General features: G+C 50.8%; 13 protein-coding genes. 6 read left to right on the top strand and 7 right to left on the bottom strand.

All coding sequences use genetic code 11. The features are described from left to right. Nucleotides 1-571: 571 nt before the first annotated feature. The 7 genes from pknB to D570_RS0102325 are packed head-to-tail and all read right to left on the bottom strand — an operon-like array spanning nucleotide 572 to nucleotide 10,343. Complete coding sequence (gene pknB, locus D570_RS0102355) at nucleotides 572-2,749, bottom strand: Stk1 family PASTA domain-containing Ser/Thr kinase (RefSeq protein ID WP_018142795.1); 2,178 nt, start codon at nucleotides 2,747-2,749, stop codon at nucleotides 572-574. Then, on the bottom strand, nucleotides 2,746-3,747 hold the full coding sequence (locus D570_RS0102350; RefSeq protein WP_018142794.1) for a serine/threonine-protein kinase: 1,002 nt from the start codon (nucleotides 3,745-3,747) through the stop codon (nucleotides 2,746-2,748). Before D570_RS0102350 ends, pknB begins: the two co-directional genes overlap by 4 nt. Beyond that, nucleotides 3,744-5,210 (bottom strand): peptidoglycan D,D-transpeptidase FtsI family protein, encoded by a 1,467-nt coding sequence (locus D570_RS0102345; protein WP_018142793.1) that lies wholly within the window; start codon nucleotides 5,208-5,210, stop codon nucleotides 3,744-3,746. Before D570_RS0102345 ends, D570_RS0102350 begins: the two co-directional genes overlap by 4 nt. Then, a complete protein-coding gene (locus tag D570_RS08285) occupies nucleotides 5,207-7,135 on the bottom strand; it encodes an FtsW/RodA/SpoVE family cell cycle protein (RefSeq protein ID WP_018142792.1) in 1,929 nt (642 codons plus the stop codon). The genes D570_RS0102345 and D570_RS08285 overlap by 4 nt, the downstream gene beginning before the upstream one ends. After that, entirely contained in the window at nucleotides 7,132-9,018 is a 1,887-nt protein-coding gene (locus D570_RS09735; RefSeq protein WP_018142791.1) for a PP2C family protein-serine/threonine phosphatase, read from the bottom strand. Before D570_RS09735 ends, D570_RS08285 begins: the two co-directional genes overlap by 4 nt. A gap of 4 nt (nucleotides 9,019-9,022) precedes the next feature. Then, a complete protein-coding gene (locus tag D570_RS0102330; protein ID WP_026181795.1) occupies nucleotides 9,023-9,631 on the bottom strand; it encodes an FHA domain-containing protein FhaB/FipA in 609 nt (202 codons plus the stop codon). A 13-nt stretch (nucleotides 9,632-9,644) separates the two neighbouring features. Beyond that, nucleotides 9,645-10,343, bottom strand: coding sequence for an FhaA domain-containing protein (locus D570_RS0102325; RefSeq protein ID WP_018142789.1), 699 nt, complete (start codon nucleotides 10,341-10,343; stop codon nucleotides 9,645-9,647). Nucleotides 10,344-10,784: 441 nt separating this feature from the next. Here D570_RS0102325 and D570_RS09010 point away from each other — a divergent pair, with 441 nt between their 5' ends. From D570_RS09010 to spxB, 6 genes are all read left to right on the top strand, one after another. Continuing rightward, entirely contained in the window at nucleotides 10,785-11,951 is a 1,167-nt protein-coding gene (locus D570_RS09010) for an alpha/beta fold hydrolase (protein WP_018142788.1), read from the top strand. Nucleotides 11,952-12,008: 57 nt separating this feature from the next. Beyond that, nucleotides 12,009-12,581: a transposase gene (locus D570_RS0102315; protein WP_018142787.1), complete on the top strand. Its 573-nt coding sequence runs from the start codon at nucleotides 12,009-12,011 to the stop codon at nucleotides 12,579-12,581. A gap of 201 nt (nucleotides 12,582-12,782) precedes the next feature. Continuing rightward, nucleotides 12,783-15,491, top strand: a complete 2,709-nt coding sequence (locus D570_RS0102310; protein WP_018142786.1) for a YhgE/Pip family protein — start codon at nucleotides 12,783-12,785, stop codon at nucleotides 15,489-15,491. Between the two features lies 1 nt (nucleotide 15,492). After that, the gene (locus D570_RS0102305) at nucleotides 15,493-17,853 is read left to right on the top strand and encodes a YhgE/Pip domain-containing protein (RefSeq protein ID WP_018142785.1); all 2,361 of its coding nucleotides are present in this window, start codon (nucleotides 15,493-15,495) and stop codon (nucleotides 17,851-17,853) included. A 930-nt stretch (nucleotides 17,854-18,783) separates the two neighbouring features. Continuing rightward, complete coding sequence (locus D570_RS0102295; protein WP_018142783.1) at nucleotides 18,784-20,034, top strand: MFS transporter; 1,251 nt, start codon at nucleotides 18,784-18,786, stop codon at nucleotides 20,032-20,034. Between the two features lie 1,034 nt (nucleotides 20,035-21,068). Beyond that, on the top strand, nucleotides 21,069-22,943 hold the full coding sequence (gene spxB, locus D570_RS0102290) for a pyruvate oxidase (RefSeq protein WP_211204879.1): 1,875 nt from the start codon (nucleotides 21,069-21,071) through the stop codon (nucleotides 22,941-22,943). The last annotated feature ends 83 nt before the right edge of the window (nucleotides 22,944-23,026 follow it).

The following is a 23,026-nucleotide window of genomic DNA, read 5'->3' as shown; positions in this document are numbered from 1 at the left end:
GTTGGCGCAAAGTTTTGAGCTATGTAGGGATGTTTTGCAATGTTTTTTTGCAGAACGTCCCTTTTTCATATGCTTTTTGATGCGCTCGTGTGGTCTGGATGGACACATATGCAAAAAACTGTAGTGAGAGCCGTAAAAATCGATTACGACCTATGTTTTTTGCACAAGTGACCATTTTGACTGATATTTTCGGGATTGAGTACCCGAAAATGGGACGTTCTGCAAAAAACATGACGAAATCGCGCTCCCGCCCGATCATAAAGTTCAAAACAGAAGCGCAACCATCCGCGACTTTGTGATGTGAGTGTCCAATGTGAGTTCCTTGGTTCGATCTGCAAAAAACGTTAATTGCTTTTTGCTCGAATTCGCGAGGAACCGGCACGCGGTCACGTCTGCAAAAACTCTCCAAGGGCACAAACAAAAGAGCATGCATCTTCACGAGATGCATGCTCTTTTGTCTAACGGCTCTGAGATCGTCCAGCTAGCACGCTAGGAAGCCCTCATCCTCAGTGCGAGATGGCGAGGCCCAGACCAGCCTCCCAGCCCCGGACGCAGAGAGGATCACATCCCACTACCTTCTCGATCTATACGAACTCGACGAATTCGACCCGGACGAGTTGCTCGAGTTACTCGAATTCGACCCGGAATTCGATCCCGAAGACGACGACCCGGATGACCCAGAAGTGCTCAACGTAATGGTTGCATCCTTAGGCACACTCGTAGTTGAGGTGATTTCCGTGCCGTTAGCGTAGATATGCGTGACCACAGAGCTATCGGATGGGCTTTCTCCGGACTGTGCCGAAGCCGTGAAACCAAGCACGCTCAACGCCCACGTGGCGTTCTTATAGGTCTGACCCACGTAATCGCTTGGATCGATAGACACCGTCTCCTCAGGCTTTGCACCCTTCGAAATCACGATAGTCACGGTCGAGCCCTGCGCCACAGATGACCCCTCAGCCGGCTCCACACTCGACACCGAACCCTCTGGCACGCTGTCGCTGTAGTCGCCATCCTTCACCACCACAGAGAAGTGATGCTGCGTAAGAATCGCCGTTGCTGCATCTTGTGTTTGCCCGATTAAACCGGTTGGTACAGACACATTTCCAGAGGCAATATACAGCTTAATTGTAGAACCCTTGGTAGCCTTCGAGCCGGAAGCAGGATCCGTACGCGTGACCAAATCCTTCTCCACACTATCGGAATCTTCAGCAGAAATCGATCCGACCTTAAAACCAGCGCTCTCCAGCTCGGACTTAGCCTGGTCCTGAGTCTTCCCCGATACATCCGGCACAGACACGGACTGCGGCCCAGCGGAGAACCACACGGTTACTGTGCTACCTTTCTTTGCAGACTGGCCACCCTCAGGCGATTGCTTCGTAAAGGTACCCGCATCCGCTGTGGATTCTGAATCCACTTCCGCCTGGAACACAAATCCAGCCTGCTCCACGGCCTGCTTCGCCTGCGCTTGCGTCATGGACGTTGTAATGGTTGGCACAGTTGCCGTTGCAGCAGAGTTACTCGTAAACCACAACGCGCCACCCACGCCTGCAAGAATCACAAGCAGGGCCACTACAGACCACATGATGATGTTCCGACGCTTCTTCTGTTTTTGCGCCAGAGCCGCCTGACGCTGCTGCGCACGACTCTGCTGAGACGGTGCGTTCGAGGTGGCATTAGCAAGGCTGGCCACACCCGCATCATCAAAGTCTAGGTCATCGAAATTCTGCGTTCCCTGCAAAGGCAAAGTTTGCGTTGGAGGCAAAGTCTGTGTAGCTCCGGGATCGGTGGCAGCATTCGCCACACCCGCTCCAGCCAAGCCTGCCCCAGCCGCCGCGCCCGCCGCCATAGGCAGAATCTTCTCAATGCCCTCAATCACAGGCGTGCCACCAGCAGCAATGGTTGCAATATCCTTACGGAATTGAGCCGCAGTACCGTAACGCTGCGTACGATCTTTCGCCATCGCCTTGGCACACACTGCATCCCATATAGGATTCAAAGCAGGGATAACCTCGGTTGGTTTCGCCGCGCGCTCGCTGACGTGCTGGTATGCAATGGCCACCGCCGAATCGCCTGTAAATGGCGGACGTCCCGTCAGCATTTCGTACAGCACGCACCCGGCAGAGTACAAGTCCGAACGCGTATCCACGACCTCGCCTCGCGCCTGCTCTGGACTCAAGTATTGTGCAGTTCCCACCACACCCTGGCTTTGCGTCAGGGTGGCAGCCGAATCATCCAACATGCGCGCGATGCCGAAGTCCATGACCTTCACGGCACCCTGCTCGCTGATCATGATGTTCCCCGGCTTGATATCGCGGTGGATAATGCCCATACGGTGCGAATATTCCAGAGCATTGAGCATGCCGAGCATAATCTGGCTTGCATCGCGCTGGTTCAAAGGGCCGTTCACCTTCAAAATATCGCGCAAGGTCTGACCCTTGACATACTCCATCACGATATACGGGATGCGCACCGAGCGCCCGGTGTCTGGGTCGGTGATCTCCTCTTCATCGGTGTCGAAAATGGATACGATATTCGGATTGTTCAGCAAGGCAATGGAATGAGCTTCCAAACGGAAACGCTTAAGGAAGGTCTGATCATTTGCCAAGTCTGAACGCATGATCTTGATTGCAACGGTTCGACCCAATCGAGTGTCAATTCCTTTGCGCACTTCTGCCATACCGCCGTGCCCTATCAGCTCGCCGACAGTATACCGTCCGTGGGAGAGAGTCGATGGTGTAAAAATACTCATCGTTCGCCTTCCTTTGCGTCTGCTGTGTAAATAAATCGTGGATAAAATTCAGTACTACGTACTATTCGTGGGGAAGCATCGCCGTTTCGTCGGGATGCCCGTGAGGAATGCCGTCCGCGCGATCCGTCGTCCGAGCCAACGCCGTACTCTTCCGTGGCTTCGCGTGCCTCTGCATCGAGCAATCGACGTTCAATTTTTGCCAGTACTCGAGAAATAACAAGCGCGTTTTCTGGCCTATCTGCTGGGTTTTTTGCCAGCATACTCATAACAAATTCACGTAATTGCCAATCAATTGCATCGGGCAGAGGTGGCACTGCCTCATTGACGTGGGCAGCAGCGATATCCACCGGAGTCTTGCCGGTAAATGGTCTGTGCCCGCATAAACCTTCGTAGGCCACCACGCCCAGCGAGTAAATATCCGATTGCGGAGTGGCCTGCTCACCCTGAGCTTGCTCAGGTGAGATGTATTGTGCAGTTCCTACAACCATACCATCTTGGGTAATTTGCCCTTGGTCCGTGGAGTAGGAAACGCCAAAATCTGTAATTTTCACTTCTCCCGTATCTGAAACCATAATATTCGCAGGTTTCACATCACGGTGAATAATTCCATGAGAGTGCGCCACAAATAGGCCACGCGCCGTTTGAATCAGGATAGGGAGCAGCTCGGTGGCGGGCATAGCCCCACACTTTTTGTATATTTCCGAAAGGCTTGGGCTCGGCACGTACTCCATAATGAGGTAGCCGATGCCATTGTCTTCGTAGTATTCAAACAGTGCAGCAATATTTGGGTGTGCAAGATTGGCCGAATTGCGGGCTTCGGCGCGAAGACGGCGCAGCTTGGAGTCGTCTACGGTTAGATCGGCGCGCATGGCTTTGATGGCTACGGTGCGATGAATTTCCATATCCTCGCCGCGCCATACTTCACCCATGCCGCCCTGCGCCAAGCGCTTGTCCAAGCGGTATCGGCGGTGAATTAACTGTCCTTCTACTAGTCTCATTGGAGATACTCCTGGATGAGGGAACGCATGATAGGTCCTGCTTCTTGGATGCCGTAGCCCTGGATGCCGTGCAATACCACGCTAATTGCGATTTTTGGCGTACCATCGGCTGGCGCAAATCCCATCATCCAACCATTATTTGTGCCATTGCCTAGCTCGGCGGTACCTGTTTTGGCGGCAATTTTTATATCATTCATTTTCAACGTTGGGGTGTCATTCTCCACAACGGACTGCATCATGGTGTTGAGTTCGGAGGCTGTATTTGAACTGAATGCCTCGGATAGCACGGTGGTGTTGCGTTCGGAAATGACGGATAAATCGCTGGCGCGCACGGAGTCGACTAAGGTTGGCTTCACCATGACACCGCCATTGGCCACGGTTGACGCAATCATGGCGTTCAGCAATGGGGTGGTGGTGACATCCGACTGTCCAATAGAGCTTAACGCCAACTTGTCCGCGCTCATAGAGCTGGGGAAGTGCGAGGCCACGGCCGTCATTGGCACGCCCATATTATCTGAGCCATCGATGGTAATGGTGCTGCCATATCCCAGCTTTTTCGCCATAGCGTAGACCTTGTCTTCGCCCAAAGCCACGCCTAATTGAGCAAACGCAGTATTGGACGAGTATGTCAAAGCATTGATTAAGGAAATTTCGCCATTCGTACCGTTTCCGGCGGAAATAGCGTTTGGCAGTTCCGTTTGAGTACCTGGCAAGGTATAGCTCGCGCCTGCAGGAATCATGGAATCCTTGGTGTATTCACCTGACTCCAAAGCTGCAGCAGCCACTACCACTTTGAAGGTGGATCCCGGGGAATACAGCTGGCTCGTTGCGCGGTTGATCAGCGGGCTGGAGTCGCTTTGTGCAAGCGAATTATACGTTTGAGCCACGGCTGCGGTATCGTGGCTGGCCAAAGAATTTGGATCGTAACTTGGCGTGGATGCCATGGCCAAAATGCGACCGGTGCTGGGCTCCATTGCCACAACCGCGCCATCATAGCCGTTTTTTTTCAGCATTTCGTAGGCGAGATTTTGCAATTTTGTATCGATGGAGGTGGTAATAATGGCGCCAGAATTTTTCGAACCGGTGATTAAACTACGCAGTTTGGAAATCCACAGGGAATTCGACTGGCCTGAAAGCTGCGCGTTGCGAGAAGCTTCCAGCCCGCGGTCTGCGCGTACAGTCACCGAGAAATAGCCTGTGACAGGTGCATAGACTTGGCCGGCGCTGTAAGAACGCTGGTAGGTGAAGAGATCATCCGATTCGGTGGAACTGGCCAACACCGTGCCATCGGCGGCGAGAATAGAACCACGAGGCAAAGAATACTCATGATACAGTGCGCGCGTATTGCGCGTATCGGAGTTTAACGTATCCGAATACACGACCATCAAAATGCTCGAGGAGATGCCCAAAACAACGAAAAGGGCGATAACAACGTAGAAAATATGGCGCAATGTGCGGTTCATCGTTCCCGTCCTTCCTTGTCCTGTGGGTCGTTGTGATTGTTATCTGTATCGTCTGTATCATCCGTGTCATCAGCAAAGAAATGCTGGAGACCCTCGAAATCATCTACTTCCTCTGCGTTCGCAGACTGAGCAGACTGGGCAGAGGCGTGAGGCAGCTCTACGTCATCAAAGGAGGCGACGAGCTTGAATTCTTTTGTAATATTCGATTCGTCCGCCGGCTGATGGTCTGCGCTATGCCGTCCCGGATGTGGAGGCGTAGAAAGATCTGCATCGCCTGCCAACGCATCGGCGGAAGTGCCTTCAGAAGCGTCCGCATCCTCGCTCGCGTCCTCAGCATCGTAATGACCCCATTCTTGGGTATTGCGCGCGCGATGGTGGGCTGCTGGTGGAGCAGAGGTATCGTCGGTAGTAGCATCCGAGGTGTTTTCGGTTACGTTTTCAGCCTCAGTCTCTGCCGCTTCAGTATCCGTATCATTCGCCTGCGTCACTGGGATAGCTTCCGAAGTGATAGCTCGGGACTCGCGCTGAGCCAGCTTTTCGCGCTGCTTTTCTTGCTCCTGCTTTTCCTGAATCACTTCCATGGCAGCCATAGCAAAAGTATCCGAGCTGACATCCGCATCGGGCTTATTCGCCTGGTTGGAAATAATAAGCAACAGGGTGGCGATAACCCAGTTTGCAATCAAACTCGAACCACCGGCAGCCATGTATGGCAAGGTCAAACCGGTGAGCGGAATAACCAACGTAATGCCACCGATAACGGTGAAAACTTGGAATGCCATGGTGAAGACCAGGCCGGATGCGAGCAGCTTGCCAAAACCGTCTTTCACCTTTATAGCCGTGACAATGCCCGTGCCGATAATGACAGCGTAAATGGCCAGAATTGCAAAAATTCCTGTCAGCCCCAGCTCCTCGCCCAAGGAGGAGAAAATAAAGTCCGAATTTGCAAGCGGCGTTAAGGCTGGATAACCCTGGCCCAAGCCAGTACCGAGCAAACCGCCAGCCGCGAGACCAAAAATACCGGTGACGAGCTGTTGCGATCCGCCCACTGCCTCATACACCTGCGGGTCAAAGGGGTGCAACCATGCTTCGACACGGTTGCCGACATGGCTAAAGAGATTCACAGCGGCAAATGCAGCAATGAGGAAGAAGACCAATCCGATAAGAATCCAACTTGTGCGACCGGTTGCCACGTACAGCATGCAGACAAACATAGCGAAAAACAGCAAACCTGTGCCCAAATCGCGTTGCAATACGAGCACGCCCATGCACGCCGCCCACACCACAATAATAGGACCCAAGTCACGCAAACGTGGCAGATGCAAACCGCCTATTTTCTTACCACCGACGGCAAGCTGATCGCGGTGATCGAAAAGATAGGAAGCGAAGAAAATTGCCATAAAAATCTTGGCAAATTCGGCCGGCTGCACACTATGCCCGAGGATGCTAATCCAAATGCGCGAACCATTAATCGTCACGCCCAAACCTGGAACCATCGGAGAAAACAGCAAAATCAGGCCGATAACCATAGAAATATAGCTGAATTTCCTAAAAATACGGTAATCATTGACCGCTATGAGTATGCCGGACATGAGTATTAAGGCGAGCACAAACCAGACAAGCTGATTCATGCCGGCTGCGGAATCGCGTCCTAAGGCAGCATTTTCGAAGTCGATGCGGATGATTTCCATACTGCCCACAAGAGTGAGCAAAAGCACGCCAAAGAAGAAATTTTGGTTTGCATATTTTTTCGTAAAACGCAAAATCAACCACACGATGATGCTCAGTGCAGTAATAGCAATCAGAAGGGTGGTGTACCTCTGTGGGAGGCCGCCGGCCACCTTCTCAAACATCTGCAAAAAGCCGATAACTGCGGCGAGTGCGACTAAAGCGAGAAGCGTGATTTGATGGAGAAGCTCTTTTTTCACTGGCTACTCCCTGTTTGGCTGGTGGACGAGCCACTCGATGAACTGTCAGATGAGCTACTAGATGAGTTTTCTGACGAGTTACTCGACTGGCTTCCCGACTGCTCCGATTGCACAGACTGGCTCGAGTTGCCGGACTGGCTCTTCTGAACCTCATTTTCCAAAGTCTGAATCGTATCTCGCGCATCCGCATAACTCTGCGAATCGATGCCCTTAGAAATACGCTCTTGCCAACCCTGAGGTAGATCCGCCATAGAAATACTCGTATCCTCCAGCACGTGGCTGAGGGAGTATCCAAAGATATCCGTGTCTACGCCCTGATAAATCGCCACTACGCCATTATTTTCTTTGATGAAATAGTGGTTCTGGCTCCAGTTATATGTCAGGGTCGTGCCAATGCCAAGGGCTGCAAGTAGTAGCAGAATAGGAATAGCCCACAAAATACGACGACGAGTCTTCTTGCGCTTCCAATCACGCTCATCCTCAATTTTGCGGATATGCAAGGCCTGCATAACATCCGGGTCATGAGGATCGTCCACGATGGAGCCATCTTTCTTCTGGATAATAGGAATTTCACCCGTAGCAGCCACCACGGCGGCATCCTCAGGAGACACATATCCACCGCTATTTGGGCGCACAATGCGCTGCACTTCGTAGCGGGAGTCCAGATCTGTATCCGTTGACTGATCCGTAATATCCGAGACAGAGCCTGCGCGTACCGTAACCTGAGCTTCGCGTTGCGCACGTGCATCCACCACGCTGTACATGTCATATCCGCCGGAGTAGTCGACATCGTACGAATAATCGTCGTCTAAGCCGTAACCGTAGCCATCGTCCGTACCGTCGCTGTACTGCGCATCCGAATCCTCGTCTTCTAAGAAATCGGAATAATCGGCGTTATCATCCGCATCGTAAGAATCAGCTGAGTTATCCGCGGCGTCTGCACGCTGGCTCGAGGCCGTCAGTTGTGCAGCCTTCAGTACCGGTGAATTATTTAATTCCTCTGATACAAATTTTGGGGCCACGGCTACCAGCAAATTCAAGGTATCAGCAATGGTCTGAGGCTGCTTGCTCGCCGCTCCCGCAACGAGGCACATCTTCGCGGAGGCATGGGACATGGAAACCGGGATATTCGGGTCGTCCGCATCGTACGCATCGGCGATAACCGCGGAGACATTATCCGTGCTACCACCCTTTTCCGCTAGCATAATCAGGGTTTGCGCGCATTCTTGCATATGAGGATGTGTGAGCAAAGTATCGCGAATGGAATCCTCGCTAACCACGCCGCTTAAACCATCGGAGCACAGCAACCAGCGGTCGCCAGCCTGAGCCTTGTGAATGGACACATCTGGACGCGGATCGATGTCAAAATCGCCGAGCACACGCATGACGACATTGCGCTGAGGATGCGATTTCGCCTCTTCTTCGGTGATGCGGCCGGTGTCGATGAGATGCTGCACGTACGAATGATCCTTAGTGACGCGAATTATTTCGCCTTCGCGCAAAAGATACGCACGGGAGTCGCCAATGTGCGAAATCACCCAATGCCCCGCGACCAAAGCCACGCTGGTTACCGTGGTGCCCATGCCGGCCAAAGATTTTTCTCGGTGAGCCTTGCCCACGATGGCATCATGGGCTGCGATAACAGACGTGGAGAGCATAGTGGCCACATCCGTAATAGCCTTGTTTTTATTGGCTACCAAGGGAATATTTTCGATGTGTGCAAGGGAGCGGATAGCAATAGTGGAAGCTGTATCTCCTCCAGCATGGCCACCCATTCCATCGCATACAGCAATAAGGCGAACGCCTGCAAAAGTCGAATCTTGATTGTCCTTACGCACCAAGCCGATATCAGAGACTGTGGTGGAAATCATGCTTAAAGCCATGCGTCTACCTCAATTCAAAAGTAGTTGCGCCTATACGCACAGGTACTCCAGGAGACAGGAGACATGCGCTATGAATTGGCTGACCGGCAACCTTCGTGCCATTCGTTGAATCGAGATCTTCTACAGCCCACTGACCGGACTGGGCGTCAAAATACACGCGAGCGTGGTGGGAGGATACAAATTCATCATCCAGCACCAAGGTATTATTTGCCGCGCGCCCTAAGGTGATAGGTGCGTTGCTCAGCGAGGTGGTGGTGCCGGAAAGTGGGCCATCGATAATAGTGAGCACGGCCGGCCCGGCAGACGCATTGCCCTGTGCAAGCCCCGTATGTCCCGACGCCGAGCTGTGCATACGCACGGGCGCTGCCTCATGGGCATTGATAGGATTTGGCTGATTATTCGCAGAAATTTGCTCATCAACGGGCACAATAACAGGTCCAGACTCGCCAACCACAACCATCTGTGCTTCGTGATCGCGTTTGGATCTTCGCGATGATCTCCGCGGGGCAAGTGTAGCGACATCACGATTTATCGCGCGCACGGTAAGCCATACGAAAATCCACAAGCACAGGAGAAAGCCATACTTGAGGATGGCAAATGTTAAATCAGTCATAATACTAGCGATTTTACTCCGAAACCGCGCTAGCCCAGAAAAAGATGCGTGTACGGCCGATAGTAATGGTATTTCCATCCAATAATGTGGCTGCCGGAGTCTGGTGCCCTTCGACGTAGGTGCCGTTTGTAGAGCCCATATCTCGCGCAATCACGCCATTTTCGGTGATGTCGATTTCGAGGTGGTTGCGGGAAATGCCTGAATCATCGATGCGGATATCACTATTTGAGCCACGTCCGATGATGGTTTTGCTGGCCGTGAGCAGGTACTTGCGACCGTTAATTTCCAGTACTGGGCAGTCTTTTGTATCCTTCGGTGCAGGCTGGGATGCGTTCTTGCGCTGTACAGTTTCCGAACTGAGAGTGAAATCACCCTTAGCGAGGTCTAATTCTTCCTCGAAAATAACCACAACAGGGCCCACAAAAGCATAGTGCTGGCTTTCAGCATACTTCGTCAGATTGTCCGCAAGCTCGTTGGCAAGGGTGGAGCTGCCCCATTTTTCGATGTTGTCAAAATCTGGAGTGGATAACTTGATCCGATACTCGTTAGGGGCCACCGTGCGGTCTCGGCCCACGCTCATGCTCTGAGAATCAATTTCACGCTCTAATGCACTCGACAAATCCACAGGCTGTAAGTCTTTGGAACCGAAACGCGAAAAAGCGCCTTCAACTGCGCCTTCGACAGTTTTTTCCAATCGGTCAAGGAATCCCATGTTTTCCCTTTCATAGAGCTATGCACATAACTTCTATTATTTGTAGTGCAATTTATAGAATTATGCTTGATTTTGCACGCATTTCTACACGCCATACACAACTATAAAAGATTATTCTGTAGATATTGAGAAGAATTGAAACATCACAGCGTCGATGTTTACCGGGTGTTCACTTGAGCATTTGTGTGCAATAACGCTCAAACCCACACATGCTGAACGGTTTTTGCACATCAGATGAGGCATCGCGTGTGCGGTTTTCGAGGTTTTTCTCGTACAGACTGCGCTTTTCTTTGTTTTCTGGGGGTGGAATCGCCCCACACGCCGCCCAGTCATTGCATTTCCGACTAAGATAACAAGCATAGAAGAGGAATTGCACATTGGCTACAAAGAATGTACGTATGTGTGCGATGAACGAAGAGACATAAACGAAGTGAGGAAGCGATGCAATTAGATGAGCGAGTGACTCAGTACGGTGTCACCTTCCTTGACGATACAACGGATGAATCATATTTTGTAGGTATGCGCGGTGTGCATGCCTTGCTGGATACTTTGCGCGAAGACGGGTGGTTGGCTCCCACAGGCCCAGAAGACGTGACAGGCACGGATTTTGAAGGGCTGAAGCCCGCCCCTGCGCCGGTAGACCGAGAAGTCCTAGGTGAGGGAAGCAGGCACTTAGAGGAAAACCACTCGGGCATGTTGCATTTTGTGCACATTCCTGCGAAGCATCCCCGCGAAGGCACACCAACGATGGTATTTTTCACAGGCTTTGCCGAAGTGGCCGAAAGCATGATGGAAATCGCATACTACCTCTGGCAAGCGGGATACGACGTGTATTTATTTGACCATCGGGGACACGGATTGTCGCCGCGCGATGTGCAAGATCCGCACCTTGTATGGATTGATGATTACCGCCGCTATGTAGCCGATGCAGAGAAACTCATTCGCGAGGTAGTTCGCCCGCATGCTCAAGCAACCTTTGGAAACTCAGCACCCGTGTATGTGTATGGGCACTCCATGGGTGGCGGCATTTCCATAGCCCTCGCCGAGTATGCGCCCCAATTAGTAGATAAATACGTGCTCAGCAGTCCTATGGTGTTGCCGCTGAGTCCGATGCCGTTATGGCTTACCCGCACATTTGCGGGTCTCGCGAGCATTTTTGGCAGTAAAAAGTGCATTTTTTTGCACAAGCAACTACGCCATTTCAGCACGCAATTCGATGAGGAATTCTGCCGTGGTCTACATCATGGGCGTGCCCTATGGCTCCACACCCAACGCTGTGCCAGCATATACAACCAACTATCCGCGGCCACGTACGGCTGGGTGAAAGAAAGCCTGAAACTCAATAAGTACATTCGCACTCGCGAAAATGAGTCGAAAATTCATGTGCCTATGCTGCTCTTCCAAGCGGAAAATGATGCTTGGGTCGATAACGATGAGCAGGATGCCTTTATGGCTGAGGTCAACGATGCTGCACGTCTACAAGCCAGACCACAACCTGTGAGGAAAGTGTTTATGCGAGGCGCGCGCCACGAATTGGAAATCGAGAAATCTCAGATTCTCCATGATATGGTAGCCGCTATGCTACAGTTCCTAGCACAGGAAAACTAGCCCAGCTGCTGTGTGGGGCCGGCACAGAGCTGACCACCCACAACTTCGATGTAGACAATGGTAAAACGCAAGCAATACAGCGCTCAAACGAAACTTAGCGCCGCACAAGATCATGTAGACCACTCCATGCCTTTGAACAAGGTCATGGAGAAGTATGATATTGCCTCAAGAGACACGCTTTTGCTGTGGTGCAGACAGTACCGACGCGAAGGTGCTGAGAGTTTTGCTCCCGAATCTCTTGTCGAGCGCGAGGTGGCACAACTCATCGAGCAGTCAGATATTCTTGCAAAATCTACGAATTCCAAGGAAATTAATCGCGAAAAGGCGCGCATTGCTCGGCTGTGTGTAAAAAAACGCTACGCTCTGAGCGATGTGTTGCCGCTGCTGGGCTTGAAATACTCTACATACCACTACATTTCCAAGCATCCTATAGCCACCGTGCATGCGCGAATCCGTGAAAAGGTGATGTGTCTGATGGACGGCGCCGCCGCCGGCAAAGGGCATCGCAAGGTAGCGGAGCTTCTGCGCAGTGAATTCGGCATGCGCGTAGCGGATAAAACCGTGCTTTCCGTTATGCGTGAGCTGAAAAACAGTAGCGAGGCTTCGAGTGAGGATGAAAACAAGCTTTAAGAAATGCATACAAAAGCTTTGATGAGATAGAATAAAGAATTGTACAAGCTTACAAAAAAGAATTCGATATATGCAACCCACACTTTCGCTTTAACTAGGACAAGGTGTATTGTTATATTGAAATTCGGGGCGCAGTTTTGGGTGTATACCGTGCACACCAGACTGAGCATTCATAAGACACAACTGTGAGCGGAGAAGATAATGTGGGGTATTTACTGGCGTGACCTCAAACGCATACTGACAAACCCCGTGGCCATTATCGTCACGGTGGGCATCGCTATTCTTCCGTCGCTCTATGCGTGGCTGAATATCATTTCTAACTGGGATCCTTATGCTAATACGCAAAATATTTCTATCGCTGTAGCAAATCTCGACTCTGGCGCACATTCAGACATAACGGGTGATATCAATGTGGGCGACCAGCTCGTGGCTGAATTAAAAACGAATAATCAGCTCGGCTGGAACTTTGTCAAAACTCAAGATGAGGCACTCGAAGGCGTATACGCGGGCACATACTACGCAGTCATCGTGGTGAATAAGGACTTTTCTCAAGAACTCGTGGACATGCTCCTCAATGGTGGAGATCGACCAGAACTTCAATACTACGTCAACGAAAAACTCAATCCTATTGCTCCGAAAATTACAGATGCCGGCGCCACAACTCTCGACAGAACGCTTAATTCCGTCTTTGTGGGCACGGTGACAAAAGCCGTATCCGAAAAACTCAAAGTAACCACGGATGAGGCGCAAACCATCGTCCAAGGCGCCCACCACGAAGCCATTGAGCATATCGATGACAGCATCCAAAAAATCGAAACCATGCGAAACAAGGCCTCCAGCGCGCGCGACTCACTGAACAGCACTGCGGACGATATTTCGGACATGAAACAGGCCGTTTCTGATGCGCAAGCTGCCGTAGACTCCGCGCAAAAAGCCGCAGACCAAGCCTCCAGCACAGCCCAAACCGTCTCCACTGCGGCACAGGATTTCACTTCACAAACCTCACAAAATCTCGGTCTTGCCGGCGCAAATCTCTCCGTTTTAGGCATCCAAGCAGGCCAAGCCGGTACCACAATCAGCTCCTCGATTTCCACCGTGAACTCCGATATCACGGATGTCAGCGCTCGCTTGAGCGCTGTCATAGCCGGCAATAATGCTGCCATCAGCCAAATCGAAACCCTGCTCAACGACTCCACGCTGGACCACAATTCTCAGGCGTACCAGCAGCTCAGCACCCTTCTGAACAACTTAGAAACGGTAAATAAAAACCACAGCGATGCGCTGAATGCGTATACCACCTCCACGCAGCAATCACTGACCGCCGCCAACCAGTCTGTGACCGCACTCGCGACATCGCTAGGATCGGCGTCTCAAAGTGGCTCCAGTGCCCTGACCTCGGCGTCTTCCGCGCTGGGTGGCTCCACAGGGCAGTCGCTGATTTCTAGCATCGATAGCGTATCCTCGCTGGCGCGTGTCACCAGCATTTCGCTCGGGCAGCTCAGCTCTTCCATGGAGCAGTCTCAAACTGTGCTCAATCAACTACAAGATGTGCTCCATCAAACTGCAGATACCGTGGATCAGACGTCAAAATCTCTGGATAATGTCATCGGCCAGCTGAGTCTCGTGCGCACGGATATGGCGGCCTTGGACTCGAGTAAGCTCGCTCAAGCCATCCGCGGCACAAATATCAACGCAGATGCGGTGGGCAGTTTCATGCAGTCTCCCGTGCAGCTCGTGGAAAAGGCTGTGTATCCGGTCGAAAATTATGGCTCTGCTATCGCGCCATTCTTTACGAGCATCGCCCTGTGGGTGGGCGGCTTTGCGTTGGTTGCGGTGATGAAAATTGAAATCGACCGCAAGAATTTGCAAGGTCTTCGCCGTTCAAAGCGCATTCGTGACCGCGAAGCCTATATGGGGCGCTGGCTACTCTTCATGACGGTGGGCGTAGCGCAAGGGGTCATTGCTACGGTGGGCGACATAATCATCGGCATTCAATTAAAAGATGCACTTGCCTTTGTATTCGCGGGCATTTTTGCATCCATCGTCTTTGTCAGCCTGATTTACGCTCTGGCGGCCACTTTCAAGCACATCGGTAAGGCGCTGGCGGTTGTGCTGGTGATTATTCAAATCTCGGGTTCATCTGGCACGTATCCGATTGAAATTATGCCAGAATTCTTCCAAAAATTCCGACCATGGTTGCCTTTTACGTACAGCATCGGTGCGATGCGTGAAACTATTGGCGGATACTACGACCATTACTACTGGAAAAATATGGGAATGCTGAGCTTATTCCTCGTATTTTCTTTGGTTCTTGGCCTCGTTGTGCGCCCGTATATGATGAATCTGAATGCCTTATTTGACAGGCGTTTGGCGGATACGGATTTGCTGGTGGGCGAGCGGGCTCAGGGCAATTCCGCACGCTTCAGGCTCAGTTCTATCGTTCAGACCATTGTGCGTCATGACGAATTCGGGCGTACAATTCGCCGTAAAGCACTGAAATTTGGCAAGTTGTATCCAAAACTCGTGGCGTGGGGGCTTATCGCCATTGGAGTGATTCCGGCCATGTTCCTCGTGCTGCTCTTTACGGTGGAAGCGAAAATCGTCTTCCTCATGCTGTGGGTGATTTCTATTGCATTGATAGATTTCTACCTCATTTCTTTGGAATACATTCGCGAAATTTATGAACGTGAGCTGGGCATGAGTACACTGTCGCCAGATGCTTTGCGCGCGCAGGTTTTGGAGAAAATTGCGCATCGCTGGGCGCACAACGAGGGCGATGCGGATGGTGCTTCAGATGAGGGATTGGATGGTGCTGGACGCCATGTTCAAGCATCATCGTCATCGACCACGCCTACACCAGAAAGCGTGCCAGCATCTCAATCCCACGTAAATGAAGGCAAGGAGGCATAACATGGCTGAAAATCAACCTCAGAAAAAGTCACGCAAGCCTCGCGCTCTTTGGCAAAATCCCTTTGTCAATATTGCAAAAATCTTTGTAGAAGATCAGCGTCATCTTTTCCGCAATGTCATCGGCGTTGTAGTGCTGATGGGACTCGTCATTGTGCCAGCGCTTTATGCCTGGTTTAACATTGCTGCCAGCTGGGATCCCTATGGAAGTACGAACCAGCTCAAAGTTGCCGTGGCCAATGAAGATGAGGGTTATCAGTCTGATCTCATAGCCGTTCCGCTCAATGTGGGCAATAATGTGGAGTCCTCCCTGCGTGCCAATGACAAGCTAGATTGGCAATTTGTCTCTAAAGACGAGGCGGTGGAAGGCGTGAACGCGGGCACCTACTATGCTGCCATCGTCATCCCTCAGGATTTCAGCGCCCATATGATGACCGTATTTTCCAACGACGCCCAGCAGGCCAGCATTGAGTACTATATCAACGAAAAATCCAATGCGATTGCGCCGCGCATTACGCAAAGCGCCGCGGATACCGTTGTCACCCAAATTTCGAGTACGTTTTCGGAATCGGTGGCCGCTGTAGCGTTGAATTTGGCGGATAATGTCCATACTTTTGCGACGAGTGATGAGGGCAAGCAGTATGTCAGCACGGCTGTGACGAGGCTGAATGCTGTGGCGGATGATGTGGATGCGGCTGGAAATCAGCTGTCCTCGTATGCTCAGCTCTTAACGGCTAGCGCAGGCTTGGTGGATTCTTCACAAAGTATTATTTCTCAGGGCACTCAGGGGGCTGGAGACGTAAAAGCAGAGCTGGATAATACCGTCAATAGTGTGAAAAACCTCGCGCAGTCGTCATCTGCCTCGGTGTCGGCCGTGAGCACAGCATTGGAGAGTGCGGCTTCCAGCTTGGACTCCGTCTCCTCTCAGCTAGATTCTTTGACGGCGCCGATTTCCACGTCTGTGGATGATATGACGCAGCATATGTCGACCTTGGGTGGTGCTATTAGCCAGTCTTCTGGTCGGTACGATGATTTGGCGGCATCGCTGACGCGCGTGAAAGATCAAGTCAATTCCTCTTCGGATCTTTCGGATGCCACAAAAGCGCGCCTATCGAGTGAGCTGGATGCTGTGATTGCGAGCCTGAATCAGGCATCCTCAGACATTTCGACTGTGGGCAACCGTATCTCAACTGCTTCCCAAAATATTTCAACCGCACAAAGCACTATTTCCAGTCAAAAAGAGGAACTGAAAAAGCAGATTGAAGCCGTCAAAGCTACGGTTCAGAATGCAAAAAATACGTACTCCTCCAGTGTGAAGCCGCAGCTCGATGATTTATCTAGCAAGCTCAACGATACGGCGGATAAATCGCAGCAAGCGTCTAGCTCTGTACACGCCGTGCTGAATGCCTTGGAAGCAAAAAGCGCTACGGCAAGCGCCACAGTTGATGATGTGGTGGCAGCTATGAATGATGCGCATACTACGCTGGGCGATTCTGCACAATCGTTGCGCAATCTGGCTACGAAGCTCTCCGATAGTGTCAATGCTGGCACTCAATCGCTGTCCGTGCTGACCGACAGCGACCGCTCAGCCGTGGAACTCGCAGCAGAGCTTTCGTCGCCGGTTAAACTCCAGCGTAATGCTGTGTTTGCCATTGAAAACTATGGCTCCGCAATGGCTGGCTTCTATACTATCCTCGCCATCTGGGTGGGAAGCGTCTTCCTTGTAGCCATGATGAAAACGAGCGTATCTGACAAGCTGAAGGCCAAGGTTTTGGGACTTTCTAGCGTCGAGCAGCTCTACGAGAATCTGCCAGACAAGGCGAAGCCACACGTGGCGGGGAATACAACGGCCTTCGGGCTTGGATTGGGCTCGGAGTACTGGGGACGATACTTGACCTTCCTGCTGATTTCGCTTTTCCAGTCGACGCTCATCATCATGGGCAACCTGTGGTTCCTTAAGATCCAATGCGAGAATCCATGGCAGCTGTTCCTTGCGGCGTGGATGGCAAGCCTGGTCTTCTCCACCTTGATGTATGCGTTGACTTTGGCCTTCGGTGCCGTGGGCAAGGCGATAGCTGTGGTCTTGATGGTGATGCAGGTTGCGGGTGCAGGCGGTACCTTCCCTGTGGAACTCATGCCGAAATTCTTCCAAACCGTGTATCCGCTGCTGCCGTTTAGGTATGGGCTTCAGGCGATGCATGCGGCTATTGCGGGTTCGTATCAGAATGAATACTGGGTGGCTTTGGGCAAGTTTGCGCTGTTCCTTGTGCCTGCGCTTATCGTGGGCTTGATTATCGCGCGGCCGCTTGTGCGTACGAATTGGGTAATGGAGCAGCTGGACAAGACCGGTGTGTATGGGGAGTGATGTGTAAACGCCTGGGCTTTGTGACTTGTGACAGGCTTTCACTTCACGTTTCTGGAGAATGTGGGGCCATGCGTGGCTGTGTCCCACATTTTTTGCACATGTGACCACAGCTGGTCCCTAGACCTATATTTAGATGCACTCAAATGGTCTCAGGTGCAAAAGTATGGAAGAAGTTGTGTCACTAGTGCAGTTTGTGATTTTCAGGTTGGTTAGTTTTGTGTTTCGCTACAGTTTTTTGCACAACGGACCACATTAGTCATGAAACGGACCAGGATGGCGCAGCGAAATGGTCCTTTCTGCAAAAAAGTGGAAATATATGGATCAACTGGGACTTTGAGGCCAATCTTTTGCATAAGTGATCATGTCTGACCATTTTGATAACCAGTCCAAGTCCCAGAATGGTCACTTATGCAAAAAACGTCGGTCGGTTAAAGATTCAAAGTGAAAAGACCGAGCAAGTTTCGAGGTTCGGTGTACTTCTTTGTACAACGGACCACTTTCATTAGGGGAAAAGCCCAGACAGCATAGCTCAATGGTCCGGTCTGCAAAAAATGTAGGTCAGAGAAGAGTCCAAAGAAAATGAAATGGATATTTTCCACTTGAGCGTTCCAACTTGGCTTTCCACCGTTGCTTTTTTACTAAGACTTTTCTATATTGCCCAACTTTTTTGCAAAAGTGACCACAGAAGAGCGAAACTCAGTACCTCATCTCATAAAAAGTGGTCTGTTCTGCAAAAAACTTGCCAGATTCAGACCATCAAGCCCAACAGTTACATCCTCGCCTTACAATCGAATCCACACACCGATTCAAAGGGAAAACTATCCACATTCCACGAATCTGAGGCAAAATTTCAATATATCACGATGACAGCGAAAGTCTCCATTTTTTGGCTCTTTTTCGATTATGATTCAATGGGGAGGTTTTCCTGATATGAAAACATCAGAAAATAACGTTGCGCCTACAAAATCAGCAACAAATTCTACAAAAATAGGATTCATTCGACTCGTTCCTATTTTTATCGCCTTTTTCGTAATGGCTTTTGTGGATCTTGTAGGAACCGCGACAAATTATGTAAAACCAGAATTCAATCTTTCAAATTCCACGGCGAATTTGTTTACAACTATGGTGTTCTTCTGGTTTTTGCTGCTATCCGTGCCAACGAGCATCCTCATGAACAAAATCGGGCGTCGTATGACCGTTATTTTGTCCATTTGGATTACCGTGGCCGCTATGATTGTGCCGATTTTTGCATATCTGGCAACTCAAGGAAGAGCGCGCTTCGTGCTTATCGTCATTTCCTTCTGCCTGCTCGGCATTGGAAATACGCTGAACCAGGTATCGCTCAATCCATTGATGGCAGCATTCGTGTCCAGCGAACGAGTATCGTCTATGCTGACGCTAGGACAGTTCATCCGCTCAATCGCATCTCTGCTCGCTCCATACATCGCATCATGGATGTTGATTCAATTCGGCGCATGGTGGGGACTGTATGTGGTCTATCTCATCGTGGCTGTAGTGGGCGCACTCGCCTTGCAATTCGACAAAATTGACGAGCCCGAACCAACTACCGAGGTGACGGTAGGCAGCGCATTTTCTCTGCTGAAAAACCGCGCAGTTTTACTCGGTTTTTTTGCAATTATTGCCCATGTGGGTATGGATGTGGGTATGAATGCTCAGGCTCCGCGCATTCTTATGGAGCATACGGGCATTGCTCTGAGTACAGCCACATCCGCAACAATGGTCTATTTCATCGGCCGTATGTTTGGTAGTTTCTTGGGCGGTATTTTCTTGCCAAAGATGAGCGGCAAAACGGCGCTACAATTGTGCGGCGGAATTATGCTGTTCGCGCTGTTCCTCTTCTATCATTTCTCGACAGCGCCAACGAATCCACCGGTATGGGAGTTTTGGATTGCAACGTTCATCATTGGCTTCGGCAATGTAAACATCTTCAGTATTGTGCTCGCGCAGTTGCTCAATGACATGCCTGAGCATCAAAACGAAATTTCCGGTCTAATGATTACCGGATTGGTAGGTGGCGCAATCGTCCCGCCAATCATGGGAATCGCTGCAGACTTACTCGGTCAGGTGGGCGCTGTCATGGTGGTCAATATCGGCGTGGCTTACATCATCTTGCTCGGTGTGCGTTTTTCGCTTCTACAGATGAATAAGTCGAAGAAGTAAGCAGTGGCTGAAGCGCTAGATTGCTGAGTTGTTGAGTCACTAGATTACTGAGTCGCTGAACCAGAAACGACGCTGACACGGTCAACATCGAAAATCTTCGTATTGCAACGAATGTAGGTTGCTTTACGGAGATTTTTTGTATAAGTGACCATTATCATCTCTATATGGATGTGATTGCTGGTCAAAAGCGGTCCGTTTTGCAAAAAACATAGGCCAGTTTAATACCCGAAATAGGAAAACTTCCGAACCTTGTAAATGCGGCGGGGGGGGGGAAAAAAAGAGAGTGCCCGTCATGAGCTATTTCGAGGAATCGGATTGACATTACTCCCATGTCTGTCGTTTGGGCAGAGTTTTTTGCATAAGTGACCATTTTCGTGCTCGATTTTAGACGCGGAACTCATCTAGGTGGTCCGTTTTGCAAAAAACGTAGACTGGTGAGCTAAAACTCATCGAGAAAAATTCTGAATCATGAGGAAGCGTAGCCTGCAAGCTTCCAGAATTCAGAATCATCGAAACGAAACCGAATTACTGCGCACCGTGTTTGCTTGAGTGAACTATTTTGCACAAGTGACCACTATTTTCTCGAATGTAGATAATTGTCAGTTAAAAATGGTCCAATCTGCAAAATCATAGGTAGGTGTGGGGTAATTCGCCTTGATACAGTGCAAAGCGTTGAGAATTTCAGTCGGCAATATTGTGGAAGCACGATGAATCGAAGTTCTCATTGAAATCATCACTTAAGTTTGCGATTCCGCTGGGTATTTTGCACAAGTGACCATTATTTTCTCAAAACTAGGCAATTAACGATTCACAGATGGTCCCATCTGCAAAAAAGTTCGTCAAAACATCGCCGCACCTGCATCAATCTTCCGCAAGTCCCCCCCCCCCCCACACACACAAAGCCCAAAAAATTCCACAAAATCAGCCAATTGTGAGCAAGCTCGCATGTGATTTTTCTCAAGATTTCACGACTTGAATAACGCTTCGCAAGGGTGGTACTTTAACAGTAAGGACCTTCGAGGATGAGGGTTGTTATGAAAGTGAGCATAATGAGTAGCAATAGCCCAGATGTAGCACAATCAAATGTTTCAACTGTTCCAACTGTCCCAGCAAGCGTAGCAATGCTTCGAGTTCTTGAATCGTGGGGCGTCAAGCATATTTACGGTTATCCTGGCGGTTCGTTCAATTCCACCATGGCCGCGCTGGATGCTGAAAAAGACAATATTCAATACATTCAAGTCCGCCACGAGCAGGTCGCCGCGCTCGCAGCTTCCGCAGATGCAAAGCTAACCGGCCGCGTGCAAGTGTGCTTCGGTTCGGCTGGTCCGGGTGCTACGAATCTGCTGACCGGCCTCTACGATGCCCGTGAGGATCACGCTCCGGTTGTGGCGTTGATTGGCCAGGTGCCAAGCACCAACATGAATTACAATTACTTCCAGGAATTCGCCGAAAACCCTATGTTTGAAGATGTCGCCATCTACGATCGCACTGTGATGACGCCGGAAAGCCTTCCTTACGTAGTCGACAAGGCCGTGCGCGAAGCCTACAAGCATAAGGGTGTGGCAGTAGTCGTCATCCCTAACGATTACGGCTACGTGCAGATTCCAGATGAGCCATATTCCAGCTCGTCGCCAACCGACCGCAAGCCAGCCCCACTTCCACAGCCAACGGATGAGGAAGTAAGCACTGTGATCAAGATGATTAAGGCCGCCAAACGCCCAATCATCCACGTGGGCCGCGGCATCCAAGCCGGCGGCGAAAAGCTTGCCGAGCTGTCCAAGAAGCTCCAAATCCCGTTGATTCTCACCGGCCTTGCCAAGGGCCTCGTGCCAGACGATTTCGAAGCAAACCTCGGCTACGCAAACCGCGCGGCCTCGAAGGCTGCAGACGAAGCATTCGCCACGGCAGATCTCGTTATTGCCTTGGGATCGAACTTCCCATTCGCAAACCTCGTCTACCGCACGCACAAGTTCAAGTTCATCCAAATCGATGCAGATTCCGGCCATTTCGGCTCGCATCACTTCCTCGATTACGGCGTATGGTCCGATGCCACCGCCTTCGTCGAGAAAGCTCTAGAGATGTCCGAGCCATCGCCATCCTCCCCGTTCTACCGCGCAGTAGTGGCTGCCAACAAGAATTGGCGCGAATACTTGGATAAGATGACTAACCGTCCATCGAATCCACTCGAATTCGAAGCCGTGTACAAGGAAATCAACCGTGTCGCTGAGGAGGATGCTGTTTTCTCCATCGATGTGGGTGACAACATTATCAACTCCTTCCGTTACCTGCACTTGACGCCAAAGAATAAGTGGACTATCTCTGCGCTCTTCGCTTCCATGGGGTACGGTTTGCCAGGTTCACTGGCAGGCGCGCTGAGCTTCCCAGAACGCCAGATTTTCAATATTTCCGGCGATGGCGCATTCTCCATGGTGATGCAGGACCTTATCACTCAGAAGAAGTACAAGCTGCCTGTCATCAACGTCATTACGTCGAACGCGGCCTTGAACTTCATCAAGTCGGAGCAGGATGATTTGCCGATCCCACAGCATTCGGGCATCTTCCTAGAAGATCAAGACTTTGCCATGATTGCGCAGGGCATGGGCGTAGAGTCCGTTACAGTGCGTTCCTCTGATGAACTTCCAGCCGCTTTCGACAAGGCAATTGAAGTAACCCAGGCAGGTCGCCCATTCCTCATCGATGCCAAAATTACGGATAAGCGTGGTTTGCCTGTAGAAGAGCTTGAATTCCATGTGGAAGATGGCAAGTTCGTGGAGACGATTAATCCAAAGTACAATTCCAACGGTACTTTGAAGCATCCAGATAGCTTGGAAGAATTCTTCGCATCCTATGATGGTGAGGAACTTCTGCCAATGACCTACTACTTCGAGCAAGAAGGAGTAGAAGCCTAGTTTCATACTCAGGCTCACACAAAAGTCCCGTTATCTCTTGGGCTAGAGATAACGGGACTTCTTCATTGCTTTATGGATGTATT

It is taken from the genome of Alloscardovia criceti DSM 17774 (assembly GCF_000376885.1).
GTDB classification, from domain to species: Bacteria; Actinomycetota; Actinomycetes; order Actinomycetales; family Bifidobacteriaceae; genus Alloscardovia; species Alloscardovia criceti.
Note: the sequence above shows the minus strand (reverse complement) of the source record. Positions and strands in the feature narration are given on the sequence as shown.